Genomic DNA, 16,164 nt, shown 5'->3' with positions numbered 1-16,164 from the left:
CACCGCCCGGTACCTGCGCGACGATACGGTCAATGGCTGGCTGATCCAGCGCTACCAGGGGCAGCAGTTCTGGCGTGATGCGCTGGCAGTGCGCATCGATCAGGTTGGCTGGCACGTTGATTTCGGTGTCGCGACCGACCGCCTCAGCCAGCGCCGCCAGTGTTGGCTGGACAAAAAGAACGCGAATGTCGGCCCGCATGTCCAGACGACGCATGCGCGCAATCAGGGTGACGGCGAGCAATGAGTGGCCGCCCAGCTCAAAGAAATTATCCTGACGACCGACCTGCTCCACCTGCAGCAGCTCGGCCCAGAGGCTGGCCAGGGCGATTTCGATCGCACCTTGCGGCGCTTCATAGGCGCGGCTGGCGATGCTGTCGCGATCCGGTGCCGGCAGGCTTTTGCGGTCCAGTTTGCCGTTCGCCGTCACCGGCAGGCGGGCAAGCCGTACGAAGGCCGCAGGCACCATGTATTCGGGCAGCAGCCCCGACAACCAGGTACGCAACTGCTCGATATCCAGCCCGGTCTTGTCTTCAGCGCAGGTGTAGTAGCCAACCAGGCGCTTGTCTCCGGGCACATCCTCGCGCGCCACGACCACCGCGTCGAGAACATCCGGATGATCATTCAGGCGAGACGCGATCTCACCCAGTTCAATACGGAAACCGCGAATCTTGACTTGTTCATCGTTACGGCCCAGGTATTCCAGGCTGCCATCGGCCATCCAGCGAGCCAGGTCACCGGTACGGTAAATACGCGCATCTGCTGCCTGGCTGAACGGGTTGTCGAGGAAACGTTCGGCCGTCAGCGCTTCACGGTTCAGGTAGCCGCGCGCCACACCGGCACCGCCGACATACAGCTCGCCAACTACGCCCATCGGCACCGGCTCGCCGCGAGTATCGAGGACATACAGCTGCAAATCGGGAATGCGCTTGCCGATCGGGCTGGCGCCGACACGCCGGGCGTCTTCAGGCTGCACCGGGTAATAGGTCACATGCACGGTGGTTTCGGTGATGCCATACATGTTCACCAGTTGCGTGCCGGCATTCACGTTGCGGGCATACCACGGCTTGAGCATCGCGGTTTCCAACGCTTCACCGCCGAAAATCACCTGGCGCAGCGAATGCGCCTGCGGGTTTTCACCCTGCGCAGCAATCAGTTGGCGGAACGCACTCGGCGTCTGATTGAGCACCGTGACTCCGGCGCTGCACAGCAGCGCGTAGAAGTCTTCGGGAGAGCGGCTGACCAGTTGCGGCACGATCAACAGACGTCCGCCGTGCAGCAACGCGCCCCAGATTTCCCAGACCGAGAAGTCGAAGGCGAACGAATGGAACAACGACCAGACATCCTGTTCGTTGAAGCCGAACCAGTCTTCGGTGGCGGAGAACAGCCGCGCAACGTTGCGGTGTTCGATCATCACCCCCTTGGGCTTACCGGTGGAGCCGGAGGTGTAGATCACATACGCCAGGCTCGTCGGCTTTACCGACACCTGCGGATTACAGTCGGACTGGTCCTGCAAATCGGCATCGTCGAGACTGATCACCGGTACTTCCGAGACCGGCAAGGCATCCTGTACTGAGCGCTGGCTCAATAACGCCACCGGCGCGCTGTCGTCGAGGGTGTAGGCAATGCGCTCCGGAGGATAAGCCGGGTCCAGTGGCACATAAGCGGCACCGGCCTTGAGAATTCCCAGCAGGCCCGCGATCATCTGCACGCCGCGATGTGTGCAGATGGCGACACGATCATCCACACCGATGCCCAGGCCGATCAGGCGATGCGCGATCCTGTTGGCCTGGGCGTTGAGCGTCGCGTAGCTCCACGATACATCTTCAAAGCTCACGGCAATCGCGTCCGGCGTGCGCTGCACTTGCGCTTCAAACTGGCCGTGCAGGGTCTGCCCTTGCGGATAAACCATGTCGGGTGCATTGAAACCTTCGGTCAACTGCCGACGCTCGGCTTGCGACAAGAGCGGAATGTGGTTCACCCGCGTCTGGCTGTCGGCGACCATGCCACGCAGTAGCGCCTCCAGATAACCCAGATAGCGTTCGACGGTGCCCCGGTCAAACAGCGCGGTGGCGTATTCCACGATGCAGCGGAAATGATCAGCGCTGTCGCCGACGCTCAGCGCCAGGTCGAATTTTGCGAACGCGGCCTGCTCCTCCAGCGGCTCCAGCAGCAGATCCCCCAGTTGCAAATCCAGCCCCTGGCTGCCATCCCAGGTCAGTGATGCCTGGAATAACGGGCTATGCGCCAGGCTGCGGGGCGGTCGCAGGCGTTCCACCACTTGTTCGAAAGGCAGGTCCTGATGGTCCTGCGCTTCCACTACGCGGGCCTTGATGCGGGCCAGCAGCGTCACGGCATCCGGTTCGTCCGACGTATCGATACGCACGGCCAGGGTATTGACGAACAGACCGATCAAGCCTTCGATTTCGGCACGGCGGCGGTTGGCAACCGGCATGCCGACGACGACCTCTTCCTGGCCGGACAACCGCGCCAGCAATACCGCCCAGGCGCCCATGAACAGCATGAACGGTGTTACCGACTGCGCCTGGCAGAAGGTCCTGAGGTCGGCGCTCAGACGCGCATCCAGATTCAGCGCGACGCTGGCGCCGGTGTAGTCCTGATGCGCAGGACGTGGACGGTCGGTAGGCAACGTCAGCAAGACCGGTGCACCTGCCAGCGCCTGCTGCCAGTAATCGGCCTGATGGCTCAGCCGTTCGGCGTCCAGCCAGTGACGTTGCCACACGGCGTAATCGCCATACTGCAGCGCCAGCGCGGGCAACGGATCGTCCAGCCCCTGACTGAACGCCTGATACAGCGCGGTCAGTTCGCGGGTCAGCACACCCAGCGACCAACCGTCGGCAACAATATGGTGCACGGTCAGCAGCAATACGTGATGGTCTTCGGCCAGGCACAGCAAACGACCGCGAATCGGCAGGTCGTGGCGCAGATCGAAGGGCTGCGCGGCTTCTTCCTTGACTACCGCGCGTAAGGCATCTGCGTCCTGACCGCGCAAATCCTGCCAGCGGATGTCCGGTATTTCGCTGACGGACGCCGCCTGCACCCAGGCGTTATCGTCTTCCTGGCTGAAGCGGCTGCGCAGGCTGTCGTGGCGGGCCACAATGCGTTCCAGCGCACGCTTCAGGGCTCGGCTGTCCAGCGGACCGCTCAGTTTAAGGCCCAACGAAATGTTGTAAGCGCTGTTGGCATCTTCCATCTGCGCCATGAACCAGATCCGCTGCTGCGCAGAAGACAGTGGCACCGGCCCGCTGCGGGGCTGCACGTCAATGGCAGGTAACTGACTGCGACCGGCAGCGGCCAGGCAACGCGCCACGGCGCTCAGCGAGCTGTCGGCGAACAGTTCGCCCAGCGCCAGCTCCAGTGACAGACGCTGGCGCACTTGAGAGACCATGCGCATCGCCAGCAGAGAATGGCCGCCCAGCTCGAAGAAGCGGTCGTCGCGCCCCACTCGCTCGACCTGCAGCAATTCGCTCCAGAGGCTGGCAAGTGCTGTTTCCAGCTCACCTTGCGGCGCCTGGTATTCGCCCGTCGACAGCGCGTCGCGGTCGGGTACGGGCAAAGCGCGGCGGTCAACCTTGCCGTTGGCCGTCAGCGGCCAGGCGTCCAGACGCACCAGTGCGCTGGGCACCATATAGGCTGGCAGGCGGGCCAGCAGTGCGCTACGCAGTTGGTCCACGGTGCAAGGCGGCGCGTCGGCGCGCTCGGTGAAGTAACCCACCAGTCGCGGCTGTCCCGGCTGATCTTCGCGGGCCAGCACCAGCGCTTCTTCGATGCCTGGCAATTGGCTGAACTGGCTTTCGATTTCACCCAGTTCGATGCGCACGCCGCGGATTTTCACCTGATCGTCGTTACGGCCCAGGTATTCCAGGGTGCCATCCACGTTCCAGCGTGCCAGATCACCGGTGCGGTACATGCGTGCCTGTGGCTGATCGGCAAACGGATCGTGCAGAAAGCGTTCGGCGCTCAGTTGCGGCTGGTTCAGATAACCGCGTGCCACGCCGTCGCCGCCGATGTACAGCTCACCGGCAATGCCGAACGGGACCAGACGCTGCTGGTCGTCGAGCAGGTACACGGCGGTATTGGCAATCGGCTTGCCGATGTCGAGGCTGCCGTTGGGCAACAAGGGGCCCGAGGTCGCCACTACGGTGGTCTCGGTCGGCCCGTAGTTGTTGATCACGGCAAAGCCAGGATCACGGTGGAACTGACGCAGACGGTCGCCGCCGATCAGCAGCGTGCGCAGGGTCGGGTGACGCAGGTCGCGGCTGAACGCATATTCAGCGACCGGTGTTGGCAGAAAAGCCACGTGCAGCGGCTGCGCCAGCCACCAGTCGAGCAGCGCATCAAGCTGTTCATTGCCGATTTCAGCAGGTGGCAGGTGCAGGGTCGCGCCAGCGCACAGGGCGGGCCAGACTTCCCAGGCCATAGCATCGAAACCGAAGCCCGCCACACTGGCGGTGTGGCTGCCAGCGTGCAGATCGAATGCCCGACAGTGCCAGTCCACCAGATTGTTCAGTGTCCGGTGTTCGACCATCACGCCTTTGGGCTGGCCGGTGGAGCCGGAGGTGTAGATGACGTAAACCAGATGCGACGAGTTCAGCCCGTCGACTTGCGGATTGCTCTGCTGTTCTGGCCAGTGCGCGTGTTCAAGATCGATCAACGGGGCTGTTGTCTCCCCCGCAGACAGGCCCTGAAGACGTTCCAGCAACGACGCTTGGGTCAATATGGCAACCGGCGCGCTGTCGGCGAGCAGATAGGCAATGCGCTCGTCCGGGTGTGCCGGGTCGACCGGCACGTAGCCTGCTCCGGCTTTCAATACCGCCAGCAGGCCGACCAGTGTTTCCAGGCCTCGGCGCGCCACCACCGCCACGCGATCATCGATGCGCACGCCCAGGCTGATCAGATAATGCGCCAGACTGTTGGCGCGCTGATTCAGCTCGCCATAGCTCAGGCGTTGCTCGCCCACTTGCGCGGCGATGGCGTCGGGGCGCTGCGCGGCCTGTTGCTCGATGCGCTGATGGATCGTCAGTTCACGCTGATACTCGGCACGCTGATTATTGAAATCACCCAGCAATTGCGCGCGCTCGCTGGCGGGCACGATGCCGAGTTGATCGACCGGGGTCTGCGGTGCCTGCTCCAGGGCGTCGAGCAACGCTTGCATCGTCCGTTGCAGGTAGCCGCAGATGCGTTGCGGATCGATGCCGGGGCTGGTTTGCGCCGTCAAGCCGAACGCTTCGCCCAGATCGTCGACGCTCACCACCAGCGGGTAGTTGCTGCGTTCCTCGGCGTGCAGCACCTCGATGCCTTGCCAGGTTTCGCCAGAGGCATGGCTCGGCGAGCTGTGACGATAATTGAGCAGTGCGTTGAACAACGGCGTCGGTGCGGTAACGCCGCTGCAGCGCTGGGCCAGCGCCAGTGGCGCGTGTTCATGGCGCATCAGGGTGGTCAGGCGTACATGCGTCGCCCGCACCGCAGCGCGCACGTCCTGATCGTCCAGATTGATGCGCAATGGCAAGGTGTTGATGAAGATACCCAAGGCGCGCTCGGTCGCCTCGGCGCCCAGCAAACGGCCCATCAGCACCGTGCCGAACACCACGCGCTGGCGGCCGGTCAGGCCTGCCAGCACACGCGCCCAGCCCAGATGAAACAGGCTGGCGACACTCACGCTAAGGGCGCGTGCCTGGGCGCGCAAGCCTTGGCACAGTGCCAGATCCAGGGTCAGGCTGTGTTCTTCGACGCGGTCGCCATCGCCGCTCAGGTCTTGCAGATCGTAGGCCAGCGTCGGTTCGTCGAGGTCGCCAAGCATGTCGCGGAAAAAGCCTTCGTGCTCCTCCTCGCTGACGCCCAGCAGCGCCTGCCCCACGTAATTGCGAAACGGCACCGGTACGCCGAGCGATTCGGCATGGCCTGACAGGCAAGCCTGTATTTCCTGGCGCACCACTTCGAGCGCGCTGTGGTCCATGGCAATGTGATGAAACAGCAGCGTGGCCTGTACCCGCTCATTGCTCGACGACTCGATGCAGATCAGCCGCATCAACGGCGCCTGACCAAGATTCAGGGTGATGCCTGCAGCGCTCGGCAAGGTATCGACTTGCAGTTGCGCCTGACGCCAGACCACCTGCACCGGGGTTTCAAGCCCCTCCCAATGCACCGAAGTGCGCAGAATGTCATGCCGGGTAATGACCGTTTGCATGCCCTCGGCGAAGGCCAGCAGACGCTCGCGATCAGCGAAAGCGAACTGTACGTGCATCACATACGGGTCGCCCTGGGTCGCGGTAACGTGGTGGTACAAAATACCTTGCTGCAATGGCGCCAGCGGGTAGATGTCCTGCACGTTGGCGGCACCGCCAGGGATCGAGTAGACCAGACGGTCAATCGCGTCTTGATCCAGTTGCACCAGCGTCAGCATCTCGGGCGTGATACGGGTGCAGCTCGGTGCGATGCCGTTGGCTGGCAACACCAGCGCCGCGCGCTTGCCGGTCAGGTATTGACCCTGCCCGATCAGCTCGATCAACGCAGGTTTATGCTCGCGCAGGTGATCCAGCAGGCCGTTGTCGGTCAGCGCACGACGGTTGCCCTGCACCACCAGTTGTCCGTCCTTGACCGTCAAGTGGATCTCGTGGGCTTTCAGTGTTGCCAAGAGTTCGTTGATGCTCACAGGGTAATCTCCATGTTCTCTGTGATAGCTGCGTAGCCTGCCAGCGTGGGGTGTTCGAAGAGCGCCCGGACATCGGCCTCGATACCTTCCTGGCGCAGGCGCGCCGTCAGGCTTACCGCCAGCAGCGAATGGCCGCCCAGTTCGAAAAAGTTGTCATGCCGGCCAACCTGCTCGACCCCGAGCAGGTCGCTCCAGAGTCTTGCCAGCAGGGTTTCGGTCTCGCCTTCCGGCGCTTCGTAAGGCCGCGTCGCGAGGGCGTCGGTGCCCGGCGCAGGCAAGGCCTTGCGATCAAGCTTGCCGTTGGGGCTCAGTGGCATGGCGTCCAGATGCACAAACACGGCGGGCACCATGTAATCGGGCAATTGCGCACGCACTGCATCGCGCAGTGTTTCGACCGACAGTCGCGTGCCGGTGTACCAGGCCACCAGTCGCTGACCGCCCGGTGCTTCATCGCGGACCAGCACCACTGCCTGTTGAATCGCCGGGTGAGCAACCAGGCAGGACTCGATATCGCCCGGTTCGATGCGCAGACCGTGAATTTTCACCTGATCGTCATTGCGACCGAGGAATTCGAGGCTGCCGTCCTCGCGCTGGCGCACCAGATCGCCACTGCGGTACAGGCGGTCGCCCGTCACGAATGGGTTGGCGATGAAGCGTTCGGCATCTGCCTGCGGCAGGTTCAGGTAGCCACGCGTCACGCCGCTGCCGCCGATGTGCAACTGACCGATCACGCCCTGCGGTACCGGTTGGTCATAGGCATCCAGCACATACAGACGCGTGTTGCTGATCGGCCGACCGATGGGTAACGGGCCTTGCGGCACCGGCTGCTCGGGCTCCAGCGTCCAGACGCTGCAATCTACTGTGGTTTCGGTCGGGCCATAGACGTTATGCAGGCGCACCTGCGGCAAACGCTGGCGGACTTTTGCGGCGAGTGCGGCAGTCAACTCGCCACCGCCGCAGACAATGTCGGTCAGGCTGGCGCATTGATAGCTGTGCGGCAGCTCGATGAATTGCTGCAACAGCGCCGGCACGAACTGCACCACGCTGATCTGGCGCTCCTGGATCACCTGCGCCAGATAGGCCGGATCGCGCTGACCGTCAGGACGCGCCAGCACCAGTGGAATGCCGCTGCTCAGCGGCCAGAAAATCTCCCAGACCGAGGCGTCGAAGCTGATCGGCGTTTTTTGCAGCAGCGCAGTAGCGGCGTTCGGTGGGCACAGCAGTGAACTCCACTGCACAAGGTTGCTCACGCCGCGATGCTCGACCATCACGCCTTTGGGCGTTCCGGTGGAGCCCGAGGTGTAGATCACGTACGCAAGATGGTTCGGCGTGAGGCCCTGAATACGCGGGTTTTCGATGCGCTGCGGGTCCCAGCCAGGGGTGTCCAGATCGATCCGGGCGGTACGCTGATCATCGATCAGGGCGCGCGTGGCGGCGTGCATCAGCAACGCGACCGGAGCGCTGTCGTTGAGCATGTACTGGAGACGTTCGCGCGGGTAGCTCGGATCAAGCGGCACATAGGCCCCGCCGGCTTTGAGGATGGCCAGCAGGCCAACCACCATCGACACGCCGCGCTCGACACAGATTGCCACGCGGTCGTCGGGTTTTACGCCCAGACTGATCAGGTGGTGAGCCAGGCCGTTAGCCTGCTCGTTGAGCTGTCGATAGCTCAACTGCGAGCGCCCGGCACGCAGCGCAACCGCCTGCGGCGTGCGGCAAACCTGCGCTTCGAACAGCCCTTGCAGGGTTTGCTGCAGATCGTGATGAACCGTAGTGGCATTGAATTCGACCAACAGACGCTGGCGCTCGTCGGCGTCCAGCACCGGCAGGCGTTGCAGCGGCAGATCGGGGCGGGACTCCAGTGCGTCGACCAGCGCGGTCAGTGTCTGTTGCACATAGCCACAGATACGCTGCGCGCCCATCTGCGGCGGCACCGTAACGCTGAGGCGCAGTCTGTCGCCCAGATCATCAACGTTGAGGCTCAAGGGATAGTTGGTGTGCTTCTCGCTGGCGAGAATTTCCAGCCCGTGCCACGCGCCCTGCTGTGCATCCTGTCGCGCCTGACCGGCAGCATGCCGGTAGTTGAGAATCGCGCTGAACAACGGCAGTGGCGCGGCCACCCCGCTCCAGCGCTGAGCCTGAGCCAGCGAGGCGTGTTCGTGCCCCAGCAGCGCGGCCAGACGGGCGTGAGTGGCGCGCGCGGCATCGCGCACGCCGACCTCCTGCAGATCGATGCGCAACGGCAGGGTATTGATGAACATCCCCATGCCACGGTCAGCACCGGCTCCGCCTTGCAAGCGGCCCAGCAAAACCGTGCCGAACACCACGCGTTCATGGCCGGTCGCGGCCGCCAGTACTCGGCCCCAGGCCACGTGCAGCAGGCTGGCGACGCTGACACCCAGTTGCCGGGCCTGGCTGCGCAAACGCCGTAACACGTCGTCGGGCAACAGCTGTTGCGCTTCCTCTATCGAGCGGCCATCCCCCTGCACATCGAGCAGGCCGAACGGCAGGGTCGGTTCATCGATATCCCCCAGTTGTTCACGGAAATACGCTTCGTGCTCTGCTTCGCTGACCCCCAGACGTGCCTGCGCCACATAGTTGCGGTAAGGCACGGCAGGCTGCACAGGGCCGGGTTCGCCGCGCAGGTGGGCGAGCATTTCCTCGCGCATCACTTGCAGCGACGTAGCGTCCACCACGATATGGTGGAACAGCAGCGTCGCCGCCAGCCCCTGTCCTACTCCGTCCGGGCTGTAGACCAGACGGATCAGTGGTGCGCGACTCAACTCCATGCGTGCCGAGCCTGCTTCGGCGTCGATCTGCGCAAGGGGCACGCGCTCGACCACCAGATCGGCCTTGCGCAATACGACCTGCTGCGGTGTTTCAAGACCTTCCCAGACCACGGCAGTACGCAAGCTGTCATGCCGTGCAATGACTTTGCGCAGGGCATCGGCCACTGCACTCAGGCGCTCCAGGCTGTCAACGTTGAGGCGCAATTGCAGCAGATACGGGTCGCCCTGCTCAGCGGTCAGGTGGTGATAGAGAATGCCCTCCTGGAGCGGTGCCAGCGGATAGATTTCCTGCACATTGGCCGCGCCGCCCGGCACGCTGGCGACAATCCGGTCGATGGTCGGCTGATCGAGCTGCGTCAGGCTCAACAGCTCAGGGGTGATGTATGTGCAGCCGCTCGGAACACGGTTCAGCGGTGCGACGATCTCGCGACCGCTGCCCACCGATGCCGCCAGTGCTGCGACGGTGGGCTGACCCAGCAGCACCCGCACGTCGACACTCAGACCGGCAGTGCGCAGACGCTCGACGAGGCTGACCGCCAGCAGCGAATGACCGCCCAGTTCAAAGAAGTTGTCATGACGGCCGACTTTTTCCAGGCCCAGCACCTGCGCCCAAAGCTCAGCCATAAGGATTTCGACGTCGCCCTGTGGCGTTTCATAGGCCTGCGCGGTCAGTTCCTGCAGGTCAGGGTCTGGCAAGGCGCGGCGATCAAGCTTGCCGTGACTGGTCAGCGGTAACGCATCCAGCCGCGTAAATGCCAGCGGCACCATGTAGGCCGGCAGCCGCTCGCGGAGTGCCTGGCGCAGCGCTTCAGGCTCGACAGCGGTGTTTTCGGTGTACCACGCCAGCAAGCGCTCACCGCGCACCAGCACCACCGCGTCGTTGACTTCGGCCTGACCGGCCAGCGCCGCTTCGATTTCGCCCAGTTCGATGCGCATGCCGCGAATCTTCACCTGGTCGTCGTTGCGGCCCAGATAGTCCAGCGTGCCGTCGGCATTCCAGCGCACCAGGTCGCCGCTGCGGTACATGCGCGCCTGCGCCTTTTCGCTGAACGGATCGGCGACAAAACGTTGTTCGGTCATCTGCGGCCGATTCAGGTAGCCGCGAGCCACGCCTTCGCCACCGATATACAGCTCGCCGATGACACCCACCGGCACAGGATGCAGCTGTTCATCGAGCACATACACACGGGTATTGGCGACGGGTCGACCGATGTCCAGAGCACCGCCGGGCAGGACCGCTCCCGAGGTGGCGACCACGGTGGTTTCGGTCGGGCCATAGTTATTGATAACGGCAAAGCCCGGGTCGGTATCGAACTGGCGCAAGCGGTCGCCGCCGATCAGCAGTGTGCGCAGCGTCGGGTGCTGGCGCGGCCGGCGCAAGGCCTGTTCGGCCACCGGCGTTGGCAGGAAGCTGACCTGAAGCGGTTGTTCCAGCCACCAGTCAAGCAGTTCGTCGACATTTTCGTTGCCGATGTCGGCAGGTGGCAGATGCAGCACCGCACCGGCACACAGCGCTGGCCAGACTTCCCAGGCCATCGCGTCGAAGCCGAAACCCGCCACGCTGGCGGTGTGACTGCCCGCGTGCAGATCGAATGCCTTACAGTGCCAGTGAACCAGATTGGCCAGCGTGCAGTGTTCGACCATTACGCCCTTCGGCTGGCCGGTCGAGCCGGAGGTGTAGATGACGTAGGCCAGATCATGCTCGTCGAGGCCCGGTACATAAGGGTTGGCCTCGGCGTGCAGGTGCCAGTCGGCCTGCTGGATATTCAACTGGCGGGTATCACCAACCAGTTCCAATGTGGCGGTCTCGGTGAGCACCACGCGGGGCGCGCTGTCCTGCAACAGATAAGCGATGCGCTCTGCAGGGTAAGCCGGATCTACCGGCACATAGGCAGCACCGGCCTTGAGTACCGCGAGCATGGCAATCAGCCGCTGCGGACCACGATGCAGGCACAGAGCGACTCGCTCATCAGGCGTCACGCCGAGCCCCATCAGATGATGAGCCAGACGATTGGCCTGCTGATTGAGTTCCGCGTAACTCAGCACCTGCTCACCCTGAATGACCGCAGGGTTTTGCGGGCTATTCGCCGCCTGCGCTTCGATCAGTGCATGCACGGTCAGGGTGTGCGCAAAAGTCTGTTCACTGGCGTTGAAATCGACCAGCAACTGGCTGCGCTCTTCAGCGTCGAGGATTGAAACACTGTGCAGCGTGAGCGGCTGTGCCTGCTCCAGCGTCTCGACCAGATGCCGGAGCGCGTTGATCATCCAGCCAGCGATACGCTCTGCGCCCATGCCTTGCACGGCCAGTACATGCAGATCGAAGCTTTCGCCCATGTCATCGACGCTGAGCGTCAGCGGGTAATTGCTGCGTACATCGCCGCCGAGCATACGAACGCCCTGCCAGGGACCTTCACCGTCATGCGGTCGCACATCAGCGCTGTGGCGGTAGTTGAGCAATGCGCTGAACAGCGGCGAACCTGCCGCCACCGCGCTGCAGCCCTGGGCGAGTACCAGCGATGCGTGTTCATGGGCAATCAGCGCGGTCAGCCGCGCATGAGTCGACTTTACCGCTGCACGGGCGTCATCTGCGGTATCGACCCGCAGAGGCAAGGTATTGATGAAGACACCGAGCGTGCGCTCAGCGCCTTCGCCGCTCATGCGTCCCAGCAGCACAGTGCCGAACACGACGTCACTGCGGTTGGCCAGCACACCCAGCACCCGCGCCCAGGCGACATGCATCAGGCTGGCTGCGCTTGCGCCCAGTTGCCGGGCCTGCTCACGCAGACGTGAGGCCAGCGCGTTATCGAGCGTGCGGCGATCCTCGTCGATCGCGCTACCATCGTCACGCACATCCTGCACACCGAACGGCAAGGTCGGTTCGTCGACATCGCCGAGCATTTCGCTGAAAAAAGCCTCGTGGGCAGCGTTGTCATTGCTCAGGCGTACCTGCGCAACATAGTTGCGATATGGCACTGGCGTCGTCAGGGCGTCAGGCTGATCGGACAGCAACGCCTGCATTTCGCGGCTGACCAGTTCCATGGCGGTGTTGTCCAGCACCAGATGATGGAACAGCAGAATCGCAGTCACCTCACCGCTGGACGGGTCATCGGCGTGCACCAGACGCATCAACGGTGCCTGAGCCAGATCAAGGCGATGGTGGCGGGCGTCGAATCGTTGTTGCAGACGCTCGATGGTCGTCATGTCGGTCGCGGCGGGTTCTATGCTGATCGCTTGCACCGCCAGTTCGGCCTGTCGCCAGACCACTTGCAGCGGGTTTTCCAGGCCCTCCCAGACAATCGAGGTGCGCAGAATGTCGTGGCGGTCGATGACCTTTTGCAGCGCGCTGGCCCAGGCGTGCAGGCGCTCCGGGCTGTCGAACGCCAGACGCCATTGCAGCAGGTACGGATCGCCCTGCTCGGCGGTCAGGTGGTGATAGAGAATGCCTTCCTGCAGCGGTGCCAGCGGATAGATTTCCTGCACATTGGCCGCACCGCCCGGCACGCTGGCGACGATGCGATCGATTTCCGGCTGATCGAGGCTTACCAGCGTCAGCATCTCCGGAATGATCCGCGTAGCGCCTGCCGGCACCGCATTGGCCGGTACTTGCAGCGCTTGGCGGAAACCCTCGCAAGCGGCCAGTGCAGCGAGGGTCGGCTGGGCCAGCAGCGCATGGACGTCGGCTTTCAAGCCTGCCTTGCGCAGTTGCTCGACCAGGTTGACGGCCAGCAACGAATGGCCGCCCAGCTCAAAGAAGTTATCGTGCCGCCCTACCCGCTCAACGCCGAGCACATCTGCCCAGATGGCGGCCATGGCCACTTCTGCGTCACCCTTTGGCGCTTCATAGGCGTGACCAAGCAGGTACGCAGGGTCCGGGTCTGGCAGCGCCCGGCGATCGAGTTTGCCATGGCCGGTCAATGGCAGTGAGTCGAGACGAGTAAAGGCGCGTGGCACCATGTAACCCGGCAGTATCGCGCGCAGTGCATGGCGCAAGGCATCGGTATCGACCGCTGAGGTTTCGGTGAACCAGGCCAGCAGGTGCAGATCACGAACCAGCACCACGGCGTCCTGCACCCCGTCCTGAAGGGCCAGCGCGGCCTCGATTTCGCCCAGTTCGATACGCATGCCGCGAATCTTCACCTGATCGTCATTGCGGCCCAGATAATCCAGCGTGCCGTCGGCGTTCCAGCGCACCAGGTCACCGCTGCGGTACATGCGCGCCTGTGGCTGATCGCTGAACGGGTCGGCGATGAAGCGCTGGTCGGTCAGTTGTGGCTGGTTCAGATAACCACGGGCGACACCCGAACCACCGATGTACAGTTCACCGCTGATGCCCACCGGCATGGGTTGCAAGTGCTCATCCAGCACGTATACGCAGGTATTGGCGATGGGCCGGCCAATGTGCAGGGCGCCGTTGACCAGCACCTGACCGGAGGTGGCGACCACCGTGGTTTCGGTGGGTCCGTAATTGTTGACCACCGCATAGCGACGGTTATGGGCAAACTGGCGAAGTCGGTCGCCGCCGATCAACAGGGTTCGCAGGGTCGGGTGTTCGTCCGCCTGGCTGAACGCGTATTCGGCCACCGGCGTCGGCAGGAAGCTGACGTCCAGCGGTTGCGCACGCCACCATTGCAGCAGGGCTTCGATGTCTTCGCCGCCCTCTTGAACTGGCGCCAGGTGCAGCGTCGCGCCCGTGCACAGTGTCGGCCAGACTTCCCAGGCCATGGCGTCAAAACCGAAACCCGCGAGGCACGACGTGTGTCCGCCTGCTTCAAGCTCGAAAGCACCGCAGTGCCAGTCGACCAGATTGGCCAGCATGTGGTGCTCGACCATCACGCCCTTCGGCTGGCCGGTGGAACCGGAGGTGTAAATCACATAGACCAGATTGGCACTGCTCAGGCCCGCCACCTGCGGGTTGCTGTCGCTACCCGAAGCGTCAAGGCAGTGATCCAGTTCGATCAGCGGCACCGTCAATGACGGCAGACGTTCGACCAGCGCTGAGAGCGTCAGCACCGCAACCGGGGCGCTGTCCGTCAGCAGATAGGTCAGACGCTCGCGGGGATGGGACGGGTCAATGGGCACGTAAGCTGCGCCGGCCTTGAGCGTGGCCAGCAGCCCCACCAAGGTTTGCAGGCTGCGCCGGGAAACCACGGCGACGCGGTCGTCCGGGCGTACGCCCGCCTCGATAAGGCGCAGCGCCAGCGCATTGGCCTGACGATTGAGCTGCGCATACGTCAGCGATTGCCCTTGATGCACGGCGGCGAGCGTGTCCGGGCGCAAGCGCGCCTGTTGCTCGATACGCCGATGAATCAGTTGTTCTTTGCCAGCGTCCATCGCCGTGGCGTTCCATTGCTGAACGTCAAGTCGCTCGGCGTGTGTCAGCAGATCAAAGTCTTTGACCTGCAACGCGGGATTTTCCAGGCCCTGCTCCAGTATCGACAGCAGACGCGCGGCAATGGCCTCGGCCTCGGCGTCACTGACCCACGCGCGATGGTGAACCATGTGCAGCGAGGCCTCGTCGCTGTTCAGATTGCTGCGCATGTGAATGGCCAGCGGCGTGGCTTCGTAACCATTGGAGACTTTTACAGCCCGGGCCTGAGCCGCTCCGTAGCGGTAATCATGACCTTCCTGTTCGTAGGACACCGAAACCTCGAACAGCTGCGCCCTCTCATCGCGTGATACGCCCAGTGTGCGATTCAGCTCGCTCAGCGCAAAGCGCTGGTGCCGGAAGTCACGCTTGAGTGCGTCACGGACTTCACTGACCAGCGTCGCGAAATCCACGCCTTGCGCAAAGGCCATGCGCACCGCGCTGACCTGCACGAAATGGCCCAGGGTTGCCTTGAATCGCGCCCCGGTGCGATTGAGCAACGGCAGGCCGACCACCCATTCTTCACGCTGCGTGGTGCGGGTGAAGTAGACATGCAACACCGCCAGCAATACGTGGAATGTCGAAGCACCCTGCTGTCCGGCAAACTGTTTCATACGCACATGCAGAGCTTCCGGGAAAGCCTGCACGCAGGCATGTGCAGGCGCCGGATCCGTCATCCGCCGATTGTGATAACGGGAGACCAACAGTGGCTCCGGCAAATTGCGGTATTTTTCCAGCCAGTAGTGCTTGTCGCGCAGGTAGCGCTCGGACGCCTGATAGCGTGCATCTTCTTCGATAAAGTCGCTGTAGCGTGGCGCTTCGAATACCGGGCTGTCGCCGTGCATCAAGGCCGAGTAAATGTCCCCCAGCGACTGCATCATCTGCCCGAAGCCCCAGCCATCCAGAATCAGGTGATGGGCCTGACTGGCCAGCCAATAGTGGTCCGCAGCCAGGCGAATGAGGCTGAAGCCGAGTAACGGACTGCCATCGAACACATACGGACGACGCATCTGCTCGATCACCAGCGCCTGAGCGGCCAGCTCGGGCTGCTCGTGATCGCTGAAGTCATGCAACGCCAATGGCATGGGCATGCTGGCCACATACGTCTGAAGCGGCAGACCGTCCGCCCCGGCACCGGGCAGCAACACAGTGCGCAAACCTTCATGCGTCGCAACCAGCAGGTCCAGAGCACGCTGCAAGGTCGCCGCGTCCAGTGGACCGTCAACATCCATGTAGCCGCCGATGTTGTACAGGGGAGAATCACCACGGCTGATCTGGTCGAGCCAGACATCACGCTGTGCGGCGGTCAGAGGGAAGTGTGCGGCGGCTGAGGCGAGCAT

2 protein-coding genes (1 of these 2 running past the window's edge) are annotated in these 16,164 nt (G+C 63.3%); both read right to left on the bottom strand.

Going from position 1 to position 16,164, the window contains the following annotated elements:
- Positions 1-6,670: the 5' portion of a non-ribosomal peptide synthetase gene (locus I9H07_RS11495; RefSeq protein WP_283107549.1), read on the bottom strand. It extends 11,162 nt beyond the left edge of the window; only the first 6,670 of its 17,832 coding nucleotides appear in the window; it begins with the start codon at positions 6,668-6,670; the stop codon falls past the left edge of the window.
- On the bottom strand, positions 6,667-16,164 hold the full coding sequence (locus tag I9H07_RS11490; RefSeq protein ID WP_236423947.1) for a non-ribosomal peptide synthetase: 9,498 nt from the start codon (positions 16,162-16,164) through the stop codon (positions 6,667-6,669). Before I9H07_RS11490 ends, I9H07_RS11495 begins: the two co-directional genes overlap by 4 nt.

Source organism: Pseudomonas syringae (genome assembly GCF_023278085.1).
GTDB lineage: Bacteria > Pseudomonadota > Gammaproteobacteria > Pseudomonadales > Pseudomonadaceae > Aquipseudomonas > Aquipseudomonas syringae_Q.
The sequence above is the reverse complement of the archived record's forward strand: the minus strand, read 5'-3'. Positions and strand labels throughout refer to the sequence as shown.

Excerpts from the sequence above, each read along its gene's own strand:
- I9H07_RS11490 (WP_236423947.1), bottom strand. The coding sequence starts at position 16,164 with ATGCTCGCCTCAGCCGCCGCACACTTCCCTCTGACCGCCGCACAGCGT.